This window comes from Thermomonospora cellulosilytica, assembly GCF_014138835.1.
Classification (GTDB): Bacteria; Actinomycetota; Actinomycetes; order Streptosporangiales; family Streptosporangiaceae; genus Thermomonospora; species Thermomonospora amylolytica.
On sequence record NZ_JACJII010000001.1, the window covers coordinates 1,111,374 to 1,127,831 of the forward strand.

Annotated in this window: 16 protein-coding genes; 12 read left to right on the forward strand and 4 right to left on the reverse strand. The window is 69.2% G+C overall.

Translation table 11 applies throughout. The features are described from left to right. Positions 1-62: 62 nt before the first annotated feature. Entirely contained in the window at positions 63-1,331 is a 1,269-nt protein-coding gene (locus HNR21_RS05355) for an NsdA family TPR-like regulatory protein (RefSeq protein ID WP_182708488.1), read from the forward strand. Here the strand turns inward: HNR21_RS05355 and HNR21_RS05360 are convergent. After that, complete coding sequence (locus HNR21_RS05360) at positions 1,312-1,971, reverse strand: HAD family hydrolase (RefSeq protein WP_182704306.1); 660 nt, start codon at positions 1,969-1,971, stop codon at positions 1,312-1,314. The genes HNR21_RS05355 and HNR21_RS05360 overlap by 20 nt on opposite strands. 784 nt (positions 1,972-2,755) lie before the next feature. Here HNR21_RS05360 and HNR21_RS05365 point away from each other — a divergent pair. After that, a complete protein-coding gene (locus HNR21_RS05365; RefSeq protein ID WP_182704307.1) occupies positions 2,756-3,259 on the forward strand; it encodes a helix-turn-helix domain-containing protein in 504 nt (167 codons plus the stop codon). A gap of 16 nt (positions 3,260-3,275) precedes the next feature. Beyond that, complete coding sequence (locus tag HNR21_RS05370) at positions 3,276-3,872, forward strand: PIN domain-containing protein (protein WP_182704308.1); 597 nt, start codon at positions 3,276-3,278, stop codon at positions 3,870-3,872. 676 nt (positions 3,873-4,548) lie between these two features. On the opposite strand, the gene HNR21_RS05375 is transcribed toward HNR21_RS05370, so the two are convergent. Next, positions 4,549-4,722 (reverse strand): hypothetical protein, encoded by a 174-nt coding sequence (locus HNR21_RS05375; protein ID WP_182704309.1) that lies wholly within the window; start codon positions 4,720-4,722, stop codon positions 4,549-4,551. A 928-nt stretch (positions 4,723-5,650) separates the two neighbouring features. Here HNR21_RS05375 and HNR21_RS05380 point away from each other — a divergent pair. From HNR21_RS05380 to HNR21_RS36285, 6 genes are all read left to right on the forward strand, one after another. Continuing rightward, a complete protein-coding gene (locus HNR21_RS05380; protein WP_182704310.1) occupies positions 5,651-5,797 on the forward strand; it encodes a hypothetical protein in 147 nt (48 codons plus the stop codon). Between the two features lie 511 nt (positions 5,798-6,308). Next, positions 6,309-7,076 carry a GntR family transcriptional regulator gene (locus tag HNR21_RS05385; RefSeq protein WP_182704311.1) on the forward strand — a complete coding sequence of 256 codons (768 nt, stop codon included), beginning with the start codon at positions 6,309-6,311 and terminating at the stop codon, positions 7,074-7,076. A 9-nt stretch (positions 7,077-7,085) separates the two neighbouring features. Further along, on the forward strand, positions 7,086-7,745 hold the full coding sequence (locus HNR21_RS05390) for a YdcF family protein (protein ID WP_182704312.1): 660 nt from the start codon (positions 7,086-7,088) through the stop codon (positions 7,743-7,745). 343 nt (positions 7,746-8,088) lie between these two features. Further along, a complete protein-coding gene (locus HNR21_RS05395) occupies positions 8,089-8,619 on the forward strand; it encodes an SMI1/KNR4 family protein (protein WP_182704313.1) in 531 nt (176 codons plus the stop codon). A 241-nt stretch (positions 8,620-8,860) separates the two neighbouring features. Beyond that, entirely contained in the window at positions 8,861-9,265 is a 405-nt protein-coding gene (locus tag HNR21_RS05400) for a hypothetical protein (RefSeq protein ID WP_182704314.1), read from the forward strand. Positions 9,266-9,550: 285 nt separating this feature from the next. Further along, positions 9,551-10,639 carry a cytochrome P450 gene (locus HNR21_RS36285; protein WP_182704315.1) on the forward strand — a complete coding sequence of 363 codons (1,089 nt, stop codon included), beginning with the start codon at positions 9,551-9,553 and terminating at the stop codon, positions 10,637-10,639. Between the two features lie 49 nt (positions 10,640-10,688). Here the strand turns inward: HNR21_RS36285 and HNR21_RS05410 are convergent, their stop codons facing one another. Further along, positions 10,689-11,117, reverse strand: a complete 429-nt coding sequence (locus HNR21_RS05410) for a hypothetical protein (protein WP_182704316.1) — start codon at positions 11,115-11,117, stop codon at positions 10,689-10,691. Positions 11,118-11,257: 140 nt separating this feature from the next. Here HNR21_RS05410 and HNR21_RS05415 point away from each other — a divergent pair, with 140 nt between their 5' ends. After that, positions 11,258-12,655, forward strand: a complete 1,398-nt coding sequence (locus tag HNR21_RS05415; protein WP_312880856.1) for a sulfatase family protein — start codon at positions 11,258-11,260, stop codon at positions 12,653-12,655. Between the two features lie 215 nt (positions 12,656-12,870). Here the strand turns inward: HNR21_RS05415 and HNR21_RS05420 are convergent, their stop codons facing one another. Further along, on the reverse strand, positions 12,871-13,899 hold the full coding sequence (locus tag HNR21_RS05420) for a helix-turn-helix domain-containing protein (RefSeq protein ID WP_182704317.1): 1,029 nt from the start codon (positions 13,897-13,899) through the stop codon (positions 12,871-12,873). A 200-nt stretch (positions 13,900-14,099) separates the two neighbouring features. On the opposite strand from HNR21_RS05420, the gene HNR21_RS05425 reads away from it, so the two are divergent. Next, on the forward strand, positions 14,100-14,516 hold the full coding sequence (locus HNR21_RS05425; protein WP_312880857.1) for a rhodanese-like domain-containing protein: 417 nt from the start codon (positions 14,100-14,102) through the stop codon (positions 14,514-14,516). A gap of 183 nt (positions 14,517-14,699) precedes the next feature. After that, positions 14,700-16,082 (forward strand): DEAD/DEAH box helicase, encoded by a 1,383-nt coding sequence (locus HNR21_RS05430; RefSeq protein ID WP_182704319.1) that lies wholly within the window; start codon positions 14,700-14,702, stop codon positions 16,080-16,082. The last annotated feature ends 376 nt before the right edge of the window (positions 16,083-16,458 follow it).

The window sequence follows — 16,458 nt, forward strand, 5'->3', positions numbered from 1 at the left end:
GCAAGGGCCGGTTGAGCGGCTACGATGTGGCCGTTAGCTATCCGGATGGAGGTTTCGTCCCAATGGCCCGACCAGCAGGGAACACGCGGCTCAAGGCCGCTCGACAGCACGCCGGCTACGCCTCACAGCAGGCATTCGCCGACGCCCTCACCAGGGCCGCAACGGCGCTGGGACTCGGCCACATAGAGGTCAGCGCCAGGCAGGTCCGACGCTGGGAGTCCGCTTCCCCTCCCTGGCCACGGGCCGACCACCAGCGCCTCATCGTTCATGTGCTGCAAATGCCGATCGAGCAGCTTGGATTCACACCGCCGTGGGACACACCAGCCGAGGGAGCACCCCCCGCGCCTGCTCCGCAGCCGGTCCAGTACGGCACCGGCGCGGCTCTTCCCTTGCCCAAGGCCGCGGTCGCCGTTCAGCCGGACACCGTTGGAGCCGACTACGCATCCATCACGGTGGCCTACCGGCGGCTGTACTGGAGCGTCCAGCCCGCACAGATGCACCCCGCCGTGGTCGAGCACACCCGACTCGGTACGCAACTGCTGTCGGAGACCACCGGAGTCGCCCGCCGCGTTCTGGCCACCGCGTTGGCCGAGTCGCTGTTGCTGGCCGGACGCATCGAGTTCTTCGACCTGCGCCAGCCGGAGGACGCCGACCAGACCTTTGTCCGCGCCCTCCAGGCCGCAGGCGAAGCCGACGACGCTCTCCTAGGTGCCGCCATCCTCGCGCACGCGGCGTTCGTCCCCGGCTGGGCGGGCCGACGCGAGGAAGCCGCCGAGCGCATGCGGGCGGCCCGCACCTACGCGCGCCGAGCGACCCCCTCCGCCGAGTTCCTGGCATGGCTCGATGCCGTCGAGGCCGAGTGCGAGACCCGATGCGGACACACCCGCGAGGCGCTGCGCCTGATCGCCCACGGAGAGGAGGTCATCGCCGCAGGCAACGAGCACACCGCGCCGGACTGGTTCGACTGGTTCTCACCCGTCCGCCTGGCGGCGTTCAAGGGCAACACCGAACTCAAAGCCGGCCTCATCCCCCAGGCACGCCAGACCCTGACCAAAGTCCTGGAAGACCTCCCCGCCGACTCCATCAAACAGCGCAGTGTCGTCCTCGGCGACCTGGCCGCCGTCGAGGCCGCCGCAGGCGACCCCGAGGCCGCATGCGCCCGAGCTGAGGAGGCCCTCGACCAGTTGGCCCGCACCTGGTACGCCACCGGCATGGACCGTGTCACCGAAGTCCGCCGCGCCCTGCAACCGTGGGCCGACCGAGAATGCGTCCGCCGCCTGGACGACCGCCTGTACGGGTGGCAGACCACCCTCAGCGCTCTGAAGCGTTGAACTCCTCGATCCTGCCGGGCAGCTCCGTGAGGGAGTCGATCCGCATGGTCGGCAACCGATCGGCCTCCGGGTCGTCCTGCTGGATGATCCCCCACGGACCCCGGCGGATCAGCGCCGTCTTCAACCCCACCGCAGCAGCCGGCCGGATGTCGTTGTCCAGCCGATCTCCCACGTACAGGATCTCGCCCGCCTCACACGGAGCCTCCCGGACCACCGCCCCGAAGAACGCCGGATCCGGCTTGGCCACCTCCCAGTCATCGGACGTGGCCAGCATGTCGCACGGCAGCTTCAGGTCCCGCAGGATCCCACCCGCGCGCACCGTCTGATTACCGGCGATCCCCACCCACAGGCCCGACTCCCGCAGCTTGGCCAGCGTCGGCCGCGCATCCGGATACAGGTCGTCCTCACCGAACCACTCGGCCTGCCCCACCGCGGCCCGCTTCTCCCGCTCCTCGGTCAGATCGAACCCCGGCGCGAACACCTGGAACGTCTCCCGGTAGTCCAGCCCCCGAGCGATGACCGCCCCGAACATCGCCGAGAACGTGTGCCGAGGCACCCCCAACCAGTCCGCCCAGGTCCCGTACTCCCGAGTCTCGTTGACCAGGCACTCACCGACATCGAACACCACAGCTCGGATCATGCGCCCAGCCTACGAACCAGTCTCCAGACCGCTCGACCATCACTCTCACTCAGCTTCCTAGAGGAGCTCCTACCGCGCTCTCACCAGCAAGTATTTGAACGAGTTGGGTGAGACCCTTCCCACAGGGGTTAAGGCATCACAAGGGGACACAACGGCCGTCCACTCCGGCCCGCCGGGCACGTGGCTTCTTCGACCAGGTCCTCTCGCGCTGCGTCACGGCCACTACCAAGAGCACTTGATCGACATAGGACGCAGCGGCCGTAGGCACTCATAGCCGCAGGCAGACAGGGGTTCAGCTACCGGTTGTGACAGCCTCTGAAATCGCGTCGGGTCCACCGGCTACGCTCCGCTAAACGCAAGCTTTAGCGGAGCGTAGCCGGTGGACCCGACTTCAACCAAGGATTCCCCAGATTGTTGCCAAAACGTTACAATACAGACAAGTCTGGGGTGACGCGCCCACGGGAGCGCATCGCGCACACGACAGGACCAGCCTGGCCAGCAGACTCGCTGGCCACACTCCAAGAGACTGGCTTGGCCGCCTTGCTAGACCGATGAAGATCAACCAACCAGCCAACCTGCGGCATCGGGGATCACGCCGGAGGTGTCTTCCCTGGACAGCAGCGTCCAGCAGCGAGCGTTCGCCGTGCATCGCTGTGCGCCGTTGGCTACGGTTGCCTTCCAGCGGTTTTCGTTAGTTGCGATTTGGGGTACGCTCCAGAGAGTATCTGACATCGAGGGCCAAACGGACATCTGAGGTTAGATCAACGAGATCAAGGTGGTAGCGATGAGTGAAGCAGCCCTCACTGCATCGGATGCACGCACCTTCCTCCCGGATGACGACCCTGAGGAGCAGGCGGTACTCATCGACTTCGTCAAGGAGTTGAGGGCGCGGGGACGCGAAGCCCCTGGTCAGACTGCCGTCCTGATCGGGCCAGACCTTACCCGTTTTCCGCTACCCACCCCCCTCTATGAGGCTCTGCTTCAGGCGGCTGAGGCTCTATCACAGGGGCTGGCTGTGACAGTGGCACCTCAACACATGACCTTGTCGACCTACCAGGCCGCCGAGATTCTAGGAGTATCGCGACCGACCTTGGTCAAGCTGCTTGAGGACGGAGAGATACCGTATGACAAGGTGTCCGACCGTCCCGGAGCGCATAGGCGCGTCAAGCTCTCCGATGTGCTGGCCTACCAGGAGCGCCGGCGTCGGGTCAGGCGCCGACTGCTTCGAGAGCTAACCCAGGAAGCAGTCGAGGCGGGTTCGTACGGAGAGCCCGCTCCGGGCGAATAGCCCCTATTCTGGGGAGATGCCGTTCTCCGCAGTGCTGGATGCATGTGTGCTTTACCCGAACGCCCTTCGGGACACCTTGCTTAGGATCGCTGAGGCTGGTATCTACCAACCGCTGTGGAGCGACAAGATCCTCGAAGAGGTCCACGGCGTCCTTGAACGTAAAGGACGGCGAGCCGATTACGTGATCGAGTGCATCCGCCAGGCGTTCCCTGATGCCCTAGTGCACGGCTGGGAGAACCTGGAAGGATCCATGACAAACCACCCCAAAGACCGCCACGTCCTAGCGGCAGCAGTCCGAGGTCATGCCGATGTGATCGTCACTATGAACCTCAAGGACTTCCCCGCCAGCTCGGTCGAAGGTCTCGACATCGAGGTCCAACACCCGGACACCTTCCTCTGCTACGAGCTGGAGCATGCACCCTACGCGATCATGCAAGTCCTGTTTGAGCAGGCCGAAGACACTGGCAAACAAGGCCGCCCGCAGCTGACGGTGCACGACGTGCTTGATGAACTAGTCCGTTGCGGAGCGAAAGAGTTCGCTCATCAGGTGCGCCAATGGCTGGCAGAATCCGATGAGGCTGATCTAGCCGCCAGGAGTCGCCCCACCGAGTGACTTCTCCCAGATAAAGAGCTAAGCGTCTGCGATCAAGTTATGTTCAGCCATGGGCGGAAATTCGGACAGACCATAATCTCACATGGCCGCAGCGATTACAGCGAGTGACTATCAGTGGCTCACGACCCAAGCTGACTTGCCCTCTAACTGCGGAGTGGGTAACAGCAGCGTCGGCTGCCGCTGTCAATCCGCCGTAGCTGACAGCAGCCGCTTGTCCACGACAGACGTGGCCAGAGTACTAGTTGGCACTTCTGAAAAGCGAGCGGTCGGCTGCCGAATTAGGCTGTTTTGGATCAAGGGGCGGCGCCGCTCGCGCCGCTCGCGCCGCTGGCGCGGCCGAGCGCCGGCGCCGCCCGGAGCGTGCGGCGTGGGCGCCGGTCACCGGACGGCGCGCGCTCGGCCGCGCGTCGGCGCAACGCCTGCCCAGCGCCCCAGCGAACGGTGTTCCCGGGGTCGCGCCGCCGCCTGCGTGTTGCCGCTTGGCGTGGAAGGGTGCGTGGCTCCCCCCGACCCCGAGCCGTCGAGGATGGCGACGGACAGAACCCGTCAAGGGCGCTGCGCGTCACTTCGTGATGGCCTACGGCCACCCTTGACGGAACCTGTCCGCCGCTAGGAACAGGTCTCGTCGGGGTCGGGGGGAGAAATGTGGGGAAGAACAGCGGCTACGCCGCTGCTCTCACTTGCGGCCCCGACGGAACCAGAGCGCGAAGCCCTGGACGATCTTCGGGAGATCCTCAGGGCGGGACCGGAGCGCGACGATCACCCCCAACACGAGCTGGACGCCGTACCGGACGGTCGCCGACCCGAGCATTACCCACGCGATCAACTGGGCATCTGCGATGCTTGACACGGGCTGCGTCTCCTCGACATGCGAAGGCACAGCCCTCGATGTCCCGTGATAAAGGTGGGCGCGCGAGGCCCTTCGCATCGGGACGAGGCTGCATGAACCGCGAAGTAAGCGCACACCCAGAGTACGCGATGTCGATCGGGCATCGCGCGATATGACTGCGCGGAACCAACGCGGGACGGACGGCCCCGTTCGTGCTGCGTAGCGCGGTGAACGCACAGGCCAGCGGACTGCCGTCGTGCCATTAGCGTGCCATTAGAGGTGGTGATCAGGGGTCAACCGCGGTCACTCGAGGATCATGGGGTGGGCTGGTCAGAGGGGTGATCGGGGATGATCTCCGCAGATTTGCAAGCCGGGTGTCAGGGGTTCGAATCCCCTAGGCTCCACCCACACCAAAGCCCAGGTCAGAGCCCCGTTCTCTGCCTGGGCCTTGATCGTTCAGGACGCCCGCCGCCGCTTGTGTGCCCGTCGCGCGCCCGATCGGTTCCGCCGCTCGAGTTCCTTCCGGGCCATGTCGCTGAGCGTGTCCGCGATCTCCCAATGCCGTTCGTCCGTGGCGTGCGGGTAGATCACGGCCGCCCGATCACCGGCGTGCCCCATCAACTGCTTCAGCTCAGGGAATGTCGCGCCTGTGAGGAGGTCGGCGCTGCCAGCGCCGCTAACCTCTCCTGCGCGCACCTCACTCGCCGTGCGGCCAGCCCTCTCTCCTTCGCATTGACCACGTCAGAGGTGACCCACGGTCGGTACACCCGGATAATCGCCTGCAGAAACCACTCCTCGATCTCCGGTGAACTCGCACTAGGAGTATCCGCTGCTCTGGCGTTCATCGTGCCGCCTTGAGATGGAGGGTACGGGTGACTGCCTCGGCGACCGCCTGCGGATCCTCCACCGCCCCGATCGTCCGGCCGCTGTCGGCCCAGGTGAACCACCAGTGGCCGTCCAGGAAGTCACAGCCGACCTCGACCGCCCGTCCGGCCACACCTTCTACGACGACTCGCAGTACCGGCCCGCCGTCCCGGACCACCACCCCGCAGCACAGGCCCCGCCGCGCAACGAGCACCGCATCCAGAGCAGCTAGGTACAGCCGCCGAGGCCCGAACGCCCGAGCGACGTTCGCTGCCTCGAAGCGCTCCCGGTCAAAACCATGACACCACTCCCTCGATCACCAGAGAGCGGGACCGACGACACCCTGGGTCCCCTCCGGGCACGGCAACCCAGAGAACACAACCGCGCCACAACCACCAACGCGCCGTCGGCCCCGCAGCCATCACGCCGCCGTAGCCCCGACCACGGCGGCGAACACCATTCACACCGGGAGCGCCGACACTAGGCTCCGGCCGTCACCACGGATCCGCCGTGCCAGCAGGACCCGACTCGCCGAAATCCACTCCCAGCCACGCCCGCCACACGATGGGCATGGTCGAGCGTTGGCGCCCTCCGCCTTCTCCACCGGACCTCCGCGACCCATTAGAGCTAGCTCTATAACAGCTCAGCATAGGGTGGGTCAATAGAGCTAGCTCTATTTGTCTGAGCGGGTTGTGGAGGCTGATACCGCTACCGTTAACCAGCGGAGAGATCGGAGTGAGGTCATGGGGATCGGCTACCGCGAGCTGGCAGACGTCCTACGGGACGCCATCCAGCGAGGCGAGTACCCGCCAGGTAGCACGCTGCCCAAGCAAGACGAGATAGCGCAGGCGCACGAGGTCAACATCAAGACCGTCCGCCAGGCCATCCGGCTCTTGGAGGCCGAGGGCCTGGTTACTCCGGTGCGCCGACGCGGCACCGTGGTCAGGCAGCGTCCACCGATGAAGCGGCTCGGCATCGAGCGCTACGCCAAGAGCAAGTGGAAGTTCGGCGGCCTGGTCGCGTTCGCCGCCGACCGGGAAGCGTCCGGCCGCGAGTGGAAGCCGACCGACCAGACCCAACAGGTCCGCCTGGTCGAGGCTGACGAAGAGGTGGCCGCAGCGCTGGGCCTGGAGATCGGCGCATCCGTCTACGAACGCGCCCGCTTGGTCAAGGAAGGCGACACCCCAACCCACACGCTGACCAGCTACTACCGCCCCGAAGACGTCGAGGGCACACCGCTGGTCGACCCGAGCCCAGGCCCCGCCGGCCGAGGCGGCGGCTTCGCCGTCCTCGCCCTCCAAGGTCTCGAACCCGACACCATGACCGAGACCTTCTACGCCCGCATGCCGACCCGCGAAGAGATCGAGCAGCTCCAGCTACCGGCCGGCGAACCGGTGATGATCCTCCACCGCAAGACGTTCACCCGAGACGGACGCATCGTGGAGTTCGCCCGCGGAGTCCACGCCGCCTCACGCTTCTCCTGGACCTACACGTTCAAGATCCCGGACTGAGGACCCCGCATGCCCGTAGATGCCACCCTGCCCGAGGCATACCGCGCCGACGTGGAAACCCTGTGGAACTACCACGACATGCACCACCCCATCCGCCCGTGTGACGTCGCGATCGGCCTGGGCAGTCACGATCTGGGTGTGGCCACCTATACGGCTGAGCTGTACCACCAGGGGGTCATCCCCCGCATCGTCTTCACCGGTGCGAACGCTCCGACCACCGTCGAGCGCTTTCCGCGCGGCGAAGCCGTTCATTACCGCGAGCACGCCATTGAACTGGGCGTGCCCGCCGATGCCATCCTGATCGAGCCTTATGCCACCAACACCGGTCAGAACATCGAGTTCACCCGCAAGCTCCTGGTCGACCAGGGCATCGAGGTCCGCTCCGCCATCCTGGTGTCCCGCCCCTACCAGCAGCGCCGCGCCTACGCCACCGCGAAGAGGCTGTGGCCCGAGTTGGACGTCATCTGCGCGTCCCGCCCGCTCCCGCTGGACGACTACATCGCCGGCATCGGAGACGTGGACCGTGTCATCAACATGCTGGTCGGTGACACCCAGCGCATCATCGAGTATCCCGAGCGGGGCTTCGCCATCCCCCAGGAGATGCCGGCCGAAGTCGAAGCCGCCTACCGCCGCCTGATCGAAGCGGGATTCACCGCCCGCCTTATCTGAGCCGCCACGCGCCGACCCGTGCACAACTTGGCCGCCGAATTGGGCTGTTTGGGACCAAGAGCAGCGGCGCGTCGCCGTGGTCCGCCGGCCGCGCCGCCCGGAGTGTGCGGGTGTGGGCGCCGGTCACCGGGCGGTGAACCGCCGGGCCGCGACCGGCGAGGGACACCGAAGAGCGCGGCGGCGGTCTGGAACAGGCCGGGTCGCCGGCCGCGACCAGCGAGGGGCAGCGTCTGATCCAGTGAGCGACGAGGTCCGGCCATCGCCGTACGCTTCGCAGCCAGGGGGCGGGATCTCCCGAGGAGAGCCATGCTCCGATGAAGGCCGGATCTCAGGGGATGGGCAGATGCACTGGGCGGTAGAGCAGTTGGTCGCTGTCCTGGAGCCGCCTGCCGGTGGCGGGGACCAGGTCGACTGGGAGCGGGTCCGGGAGGAGTACGGGGTGACGTTCCCGGCCGATTACCGGAGCTTCGTGGAGACCTATGGCGGGGGCGTCATAGACGACTACATCGGTATCAGCACCCCTCCGGTGGAGGGTTCGGTGTACGGGCATCTCCTGGGAGAAGGCCCGTTCGTCTCGGGGCAGCGGCATCCGGAGGGGTATCCGTACTACCCGGACCCCGGCGGGATCCTGCTCTGGGGATACAGCACGCACGGCGATGACGCCTACTGGCACTGCACCTGTGAGAACCCCGACGAGTGGACGGTGCTGGTCTTCACGCGCCAGGTGGCGTACGGGGAGGATCACTGGAAGCCGTTCGGTGGCGGGATGGTGGAACTCCTGCTCGCGAGCATCAGGGACGGTCGTCCCAGTCCGTTCAGCGACTCGACCAGCCCTTCTGCGAAATCGGTGTTCACCAGCTGGCGCGACGAGTAGCCCAGACACGCAGCCGGATGGTCGATCGAGTGCGCATCTAGGGCTCCGCTGTCCCTGACCCCCGCGTCGGAGCGGTCGGCTGCGCGGAGTCGTCTTCCTGCGCTCGCCGTTCGCGGGGACGAGTGCTCCGACCGTCAGCGGTGTCGGCGACGGCCGTGCGGCCGGTTCGCCGGTGTGTGCGGGTTCGTCGGTGCTCCTGCGGGTTCCGGTGTGCCATGGATTGATCATCTAGGCTCCACGCGTGGGCAATGTCTTGGCCGGTCTCATCGGTGCGCTGCTGGGTTTCTCGGGGGCCCTGCTCGGGGCCTGGATCCAGAGCAGGGGCGAGCATCGGCGGTGGCTGCGCGATCAGAAGCTCGCCGGTGCCGCCGAGATGGTCAGTGCGGGCACCAACATCTACGAACTCCGCAGCGGTGGCAGGGAATGGCTCGAATCGTTCGAGCCGGGCGAGTTGCGCGAGTGGCAGTCCCAGTTGCAGAAAGGCCGTGCGGTCATCCACCTGCTGTGCGCTCAGGAGACACGCGATCACGCGGACTCCTTCGCCCAGGCGTGCTGGCGTGCCAAGACGCCTGACGACGAGCACGCGGCCGTCATGGCACTGCGTGCGTTCACCGCTTCGCTCCGCAAGGAGATCGGCAGCGAGTAGGCCCGGCCGCGGTTCAAGACGTCGGGCATCAGTGCGCGGAGCAATCAAGGTACGGCGGCGTTCGTGTCACTCGGTCGTCGATGGCGGGTGACTTCATGGTGGCGGTGGTGGCGGTTGACTTTTCGAGTGGGGCTGCTGATCTCGTAGGGGGAGTGGAAACCGTACGATCGTAAGGACGTCATGGCCCACCGCGAAGCATGCCCGTACCCCTTCCACACCGAGCATCCCTTGGCGCTGAGCCCGGCATACGAGCGGCTACGACGCAGTGAAGGGCCGGTCGCGCGGGTGACCCTTCCCGATGGCCGGCCCGCATGGCTGGTCACCGGTTATGAGGAGTGCCGGGAGGTCTTCCAGGATCCGGTGTTCTCCCGTGCGCAGGCCGACGGCGTTCCTCCGTACCCGACGTTGGGCGGGTTGCTGCTGGCTCTGGACGGCGAGCGGCACCGTCGTGTCCGCGGGGTCGCGCAGCGCGGTTTCTCCGCCGGGCGCATCGCCCGGCTCCGTCCGCAGGTCGAGGCGCTGGCCGAGCGGCTTCTGGACTTGATGGTCGCGGGAGGCGACCGGGCGGAGCTGTTCGGCCGGTTCGGGTTGCCGTTCGCGCTGGGCAACATCACCCGCATGCTCGGGGTCCACGATGCGGACTATGCGCAGATCCGCGCGTGGGGGGACGGGCTGCTGGCCACCGGCCCCGACGCCGCCCGGCGGTCCCGGGTCGCCGTCGAGCAGATGTCGGCCTACATGGGCGGGCTGGTCGCGCAGCGGCGCGCCCGGCCGGACGAGGGCCTGCTCAGCGAGGTGGTGGCCCGCGGGGACGAGGCGGGGCTGACCGAGCCGGAACTGGTCATGCTGGCGGTCGCACTGATCATCGCCGGATGGGAGACGACCGCCGCCGCGATCGTGACCTTCACCTACACCCTGCTCACCACCGAGGCGGACGGCGGCAGCGCCTACCGGTTGCTGTGCCGCCGGCCGGATCTGATCCCCGGCGCGATCGAGGAGCTGCTCCGGACCGTGCCGAACTCGTGGTTGGACAGCCAGCCCCGCCGCGCCACCGCCGACGTCACGCTCGCCGGCGTCACGATCCGCGCCGGGGACCTCGTCATCCCGGCGCATGACGCGGCCGGACGGGACCCGGCCGCTTTCCCCGACCCGGAGCGTTTCGACGTCACCCGCACCCCCAACCCTCACCTGGCGTTCGGGCATGGCCCGCACTTCTGTCTCGGGGCGCATCTGGGCCGCCTGGAACTCCAGGTCGCGTTCGCCGCCCTCACCCGGCGGCTCCCGGACCTGCGGCTGGCCGTCGCGGACGAGGACCTGACGTGGCGGACCGCCACGACGATCCGCTGCCCTGAGCAACTTCCCGTCATCTGGTAGCACCCTGCGACGAGGTCCGTCGACGGGCATCGGTCCAGGGCCGCCTGCGTCACGACTCCTCGGGTCGGCCCAGGTAGTACTCGGCGTACGAACGCAGCCGGTCCTGGACCGAGAAGCCGATGAAGTCGCCTGCCGCCTCGCAGGAGAGCAGGTGGTCCAATGCCGCGGCGGCGTCTTCGGAGCCGTCGGCCGCCAGGTGGGCCTTGGTCGCCTCCAGTCCGGCGCCGCAGAGCAACTGGACGTCGATCGAGCAGGCGGCGTCGAAGCTCGACTGCTTCGCCCTCCAGATGGTCAGCACGTCGTCCAGAACGCCCGCCGCGAACAACTGCACGCAACAGAGCCTCATCAGCTCGGTGTCGCCGCGGCCCTGGCCCGCGCGTTCCAGAGAGGCGTGGGCCTCCAGCAGGCTCCTGATCCGTACGAGATCCGCTGCGGACGGCCGCAGCCCATAACGCCGAAGGCTTTCGTCCGCATCCATGGACACTCCTCACCGACGATCGGACGGGTCGCCAAGCCTGTCCAGGATGGCGAACGCCGAGCCTGCCCGAGGCGCGGCGGCGGCGCGCTGAGCAGGGCGGACGCTTTCCATGACGGGGCGTTCTCAATAAATTACGGGACGTGATCGACGCGAACGGGGGATCGGGCGGCCCTCTGCTGAACCGCCGGAGGTTCCTGGCGGGCACGGCCGGCCTGGCGGCGGTGGCCGGGGTCTGCGGGGGCACGCCCCGCCCGGTCGCCGCGAGCCGGCGTCGCCCGAACATCCTGCTCATCGTCACCGACGACCAGCCGCTCGGCACCGAGTGGGCCACCCCGTCGATCCGCGGCGCCACGTTCACCAGGGCGTATGCGACCACGCCGCTGTGCGGGCCGTCCCGGGCGTCGATCCTGACCGGGCGGTACGCGCACAACCACGGCGTCCTGCAGAACGCGCGGCCCCAGCGGCTCGACCAGCGCACCACCCTGCCGTACCTGCTTCGCGAGCGGGGCGGCTACCGCACCGCGATCTTCGGCAAGTACCTGAACGGATGGCGCGTCCGGCATGCCCCGCCGCACTTCGACGAGTACGCGATCATGCACCCGCCCCTGTACGAGAACGCCCGCTGGAACGTCAACGGCACCATCGCCACGCACCCCGCCTACACCACCTCGCTGATCAGGCAGCAGGCGATCGACTTCTTACGGCGGCACCGGGGCGGCTCGCATCCGTGGTTCCTGTACGTGGCCCCGTACGCGCCGCATGAGCCGTTCCTGCCGGAGGCCGCGTACGCCGACCTCGAGGTTCCGCCGTGGAACGGCAACCCCGCCGTCGAGGAGACCGACAAGGCCGGCAAGCCCGCCTACATCCGGGACGCGGACGGCACCCTTGAGGACGGCCGGTACATCCGCGCGGCCCAGCTCCGGTCGCTGCGGTCCGTCGACGACCTGTTCCGCGCGCTGTGGAACGAACTGGCGGCCCAGAACGCGCTCGACGACACGCTGATCATCGTGGTCAGCGACAACGGCTACTGCTGGGCCGACCACGGCTGGACCAGCAAGAGCGTCCCGTACGCCCCGTCGACCAGGATCCCCCTGACGATCCATTGGCCCGCCGGGGGTCTCAGACCGGGCCACCGCGATGACCGGCTGGTCGCCAACATCGACATCGCCCCCACCGTCCTGGACGCCGCCGGAGTCGCCCCCGCCGCCGGCATGGACGGCCGTTCCCTGCTCCGCTCCGGCGACCGCGACGGCCTGCTGCTCGAATGGTGGAAGGAGGGCGGCGGCCAGGCGGGTCACAGCTGGGCGGCCACGGTCACCCGCCACTTCCAGTACACCGAGCACTACGACCTCGAACTGGACGACGGCCGCATCCCCGAGGACGGCGGCGAGATCGTGCACCGCGAGTACTACGACCTGCGCACCGACCCCCACCAGCTGACCAACCTCCTCCACAAGGCCACCCCGGAGACCTGGCGCCGCCTGGGCATCGACCGCCTGTCCGCCCAACTGGCCACCGCCCGAGCCACCCCCGCCTGACCCACCGGCCACGGGCGGGGGGCCGGGGGCGGAGCCCACCAGAACTTGGGACAGGCCCACCCTCAGCCGGCCGGAGCGGAGCCTTCAAGCCGACTGAGGGCGGTCGGACCATCGCAGCCGCCCCGGGTGGAGCGAGCCGCTAGTGGGGTGACCACGGCGTCGGGTCGCGCATGCCTCCCGGCCGCGCCCGGCGGCCCCGAATCGTCAGACACGGCCTAGGCGAGCGGAACCCGGGGTGGCGAGGAGCCTGCAGAGTGTGGAGAGCCGCCCTCTCCGCACATGGCCCTCCGGTAGGCGGAGGGGGTGGTCTTCATGATCCGGGTGAAGTGGTGGCGGAACGTGGCGGGGCTGGGGAAGCCGACCGCCGCGCCGACGTGCTCGACGGGGAGGACGCCGGACTCCAGGAGGGGGAGGCTGGCCATGATCCGCTGGACGATCACCCAGCGGAGCGGGCTCGTCCCGGTGTGCCGCCGGAAGTGGCGGATGAACGTGCGGGGCGCCATGTGGGCCTGGCGGGCGAGGTCGGCGACGGCGATGGGTTCGGCGAGGTGCTCCAGGGCCCAGGACATGCTGCGGGCGATGGCGTCGTCGTCGGGCGGTTCGGCGATCGCGGCCTCGATGAACTGGGCCTGGCCGCCGTCCCGGTGCGGCGGGATCACCAGGCGGCGGGCGACGGTGGCGGCGACCTTCGCGCCGTGGTCCTTGCGGACCAGGTGCAGGCACAGGTCCAGGCCGGCGGCGCTGCCCGCGCTGGTCGCGATGTCGCCGTCGTCCACGTACAGCACGTCGGGGTCCACCTCGACGCGGGGGTAGCGTCGCCGCAGCAGGTCGGCGTACCGCCAGTGCGTGGTCGCCGTCCGCCCGTCCAGCAGCCCCGCGGCGGCCAGGGCGAACGCGCCGGAGCAGATCGACACCACCCGGGCGCCGCGCCGGTGGGCGGCGCGCAGCGCGTCGAGCACCGCGGGCGGCAGGTCGCCCCGCACGTCCGGGACCGCCACCACCATGACCGTGTCCGCGGCGGCGAACGCGTCCAGCCCGTACTCGGCCGTCAGCGAGAGCCCTCCGAGCGAACGCAGCGGACGCCCCGGCTCCTGCGCGCACACCCGCAGCTCGTACCAGGGGACGTCCAGCTCGGGCCGCGGCAGCCCGAAGATCTCCGCCACCGACCCCAGCTCGAACGGCGACATCCCGTCGAACGCCAGCACCGACACCACGTGCCGCGCCCCCGCCACCCTGATCGGCATGGCGCGATCTTAACGATGCACGGCATTCACGCCACTGTCGCCCGCCCGCCGCCCCACGCGACCATCGATGTCACCTGCACCGACGAACGGAAGGCGACCCCATGCCCGACGCCCTTGCACCGCGAACGATCTCGCCCACCGCCCCCGCGCCAGGGACGATCCCGTCCGCGGCACCGGCGGCGGCCGATCCGGCTCTGGCGGTGGCGTATTTCGCGGGGCGGCTGGCGTTCGAGACCGACGTGTCGGACGTGGCGGCGGACCTCGAGGCCGGGACGAACGGGATCATCGTGGTGGACACGCGGAGCCGGGAGGCCTGGGACCAGGGGCATGTGCCGGGGGCGGTGCACGTTCCGACGCGGGAGATCGCGCGGCGGGCGGCCGAGGTCACGGAGGACGGGGCGACCGTGGTCGTGTACTGCTGGGGGCCGGGGTGCAACGGGGCGACGAAGGCGGCGCTGGAGTTCGCGCGGCTGGGGCATCCGGTCAAGGAGATGATCGGCGGGTTCGAGTACTGGGCGCGGGAGGGGTTCCCCGTGGAGCTGGGGACGGGGGAGACCGTGCGGCGGGACCCCGATCCGCTGACCGCGCCGGTCGGCGGGCCGTCCTGCGGCTGCTGAACGAGGGCACTGTGACCCAGTAGCCACGGAGGATTCCGACCCCTCGGGCATATCCGCGTACATGGGCGACGTTAGACTGAGCGAATCACTCTTCGGCGTTCACACGCCGGGCTCGTCCATGCAGCCCACAACCTCTCGACCGTGGTGCCTTCTTGAGACGCGCCCCCCTCTGGAAGGTATTGCGTGACTGTTGCCCACGCTCCGGGTGCGACCCCGGAGAACTCCCCCGTGCCCACCTTCGCCGAACTCGGCCTGCCGGACGCCCTGGTCTCCGCGCTGGCCCGGCAGGGCATCACCAGCCCGTTCCCGATCCAGGCCGCCGCCGTCCCCGACGTCCTGGCCGGGCGTGACGTGCTCGGGCGCGGCAAGACCGGCTCCGGCAAGACGCTGGCGTTCGGGCTGCCGCTGCTGGCCCGGATCGCCGGGCGGCGGGCCCGCTCGCGGCGGCCGCTGGCGCTGGTCCTGGTGCCGACCCGCGAGCTGGCCCAGCAGGTGCAGACCGACCTGGAGCCGCTGGGCCGCGCGCTCGGCCTGCACTTCAAGACGGTCATCGGGCAGACCTCGATGACCCGGCAGATCGACGCGCTGCGCCGCGGCGTGGAGGTCCTGGTGGCCACCCCGGGGCGGCTCAAGGACCTGATGCGGCAGGGCGCCTGCGACCTCGGCGACGTCGAGATCGTGGTGCTGGACGAGGCCGACCACATGGCCGACATGGGCTTCCTGCCCGACGTCACCGACATCCTGGACGCGGCCCGTCCCGGCGGGCAGCGGCTGCTGTTCTCGGCGACCCTGGACAGGGACGTGGACGTCCTGGTCAGGCGGTACCTGAACGACCCGGTCACGCACGCCATCGGCCCGGTGGACGAGCCGGTCGCCACCATGGAGCACCATCTGCTGCTGATCGCGCCGCGCGACAAGGCCGCCATCACCGCCGCCATCGCCAACCGCGAGGGCCGCACCATCCTGTTCGCCCGCACCAAGCACGGCGTGGACCGGCTGGCCAAGCAGCTCGCCCAGGTCGGCGTACGGGCCGGCGCCCTGCACGGCGGCAAGAGCCAGGGCCTGCGCACCCGCACCCTGGCGGAGTTCCGCGAGGGCCGGATCAGCGTGCTGGTCGCCACCGACGTCGCCGCCCGCGGCATCCACGTGGACGACGTCAGCCTGGTCCTGCACATCGACCCGCCCGCCGACCACAAGGACTACATGCACCGCGCCGGCCGCACCGCCCGCGCCGGCGAGAGCGGCACCGTCGTCACCCTGGTGCTCCCCCACCAGGTCCGTTCCACCACCGCGATGACCCGCCGCGCCGGCGTCGAGGCGGGCCGCCTCAAGGTCACCCTCGACGACGAGAACCTGGTCCGCCTCACCGGCGCCCGCCGCCCCAGCGGCATCCCCATCACCGAGCCGATCATCCCCGAACGCCCCCGCCGCCCCCGCCCGTCCACCGGCGGCCGTTCCCGTCGCCCGAACCGCCGCGACACCCACACCGACCGGACGGCCCACAACGGCGACCGCCCCCGCGCCCCCCGCCATCGCAGCAACTCCCGCCCGGCCCACCAGCCCTGACCCGAAAGCGCAAGCGGTCCGCCGCCGCGACGACAACCGTCCGGCTCGCGGCGGCCCTCTTCCGACGGCGCGTCTCCCGAGGCGCGCCGTCGGCATTCGCGGGCGCCCCTACAGCTCAGGGAACACGGACGACGGCCCCCGTACGACCCGCCGCAACAACTCCAGCCCTGACAGCCAAGTAACGCCGTCAGCCCGATGATCCGGCCGGGGGTCTGGGGGCGGAGCCCCCAGAACTTCCACAGCGACCCCAGACCAACCCGACCCTCAGTCGGCCGGAGCGGAGCCCCCCAGGGCGGAGCTTCGGCCGACTGAGCGCGGGCGGACCACCGCAGCCGCCCGGGTGGAGCGAGCCGCCAGGCGAGCGGAACCCGGGCGG

What these genes read in the sequence shown, in the direction of transcription:
- HNR21_RS05355 (WP_182708488.1), top strand. Translation starts at nt 63, where the DNA reads ATGGCCCGACCAGCAGGGAACACGCGGCTCAAGGCCGCTCGACAGCAC.
- HNR21_RS05390 (WP_182704312.1), top strand. Translation starts at nt 7,086, where the DNA reads ATGCCCGTAGATGCCACCCTGCCCGAGGCATACCGCGCCGACGTGGAA.
- HNR21_RS05420 (WP_182704317.1), bottom strand. Translation starts at nt 13,899, where the DNA reads ATGCCGATCAGGGTGGCGGGGGCGCGGCACGTGGTGTCGGTGCTGGCG.
- HNR21_RS05370 (WP_182704308.1), top strand. Translation starts at nt 3,276, where the DNA reads ATGCCGTTCTCCGCAGTGCTGGATGCATGTGTGCTTTACCCGAACGCC.
- HNR21_RS05385 (WP_182704311.1), top strand. Translation starts at nt 6,309, where the DNA reads ATGGGGATCGGCTACCGCGAGCTGGCAGACGTCCTACGGGACGCCATC.
- HNR21_RS05365 (WP_182704307.1), top strand. Translation starts at nt 2,756, where the DNA reads ATGAGTGAAGCAGCCCTCACTGCATCGGATGCACGCACCTTCCTCCCG.
- HNR21_RS05395 (WP_182704313.1), top strand. Translation starts at nt 8,089, where the DNA reads ATGCACTGGGCGGTAGAGCAGTTGGTCGCTGTCCTGGAGCCGCCTGCC.
- HNR21_RS05410 (WP_182704316.1), bottom strand. Translation starts at nt 11,117, where the DNA reads ATGGATGCGGACGAAAGCCTTCGGCGTTATGGGCTGCGGCCGTCCGCA.
- HNR21_RS05360 (WP_182704306.1), bottom strand. Translation starts at nt 1,971, where the DNA reads ATGATCCGAGCTGTGGTGTTCGATGTCGGTGAGTGCCTGGTCAACGAG.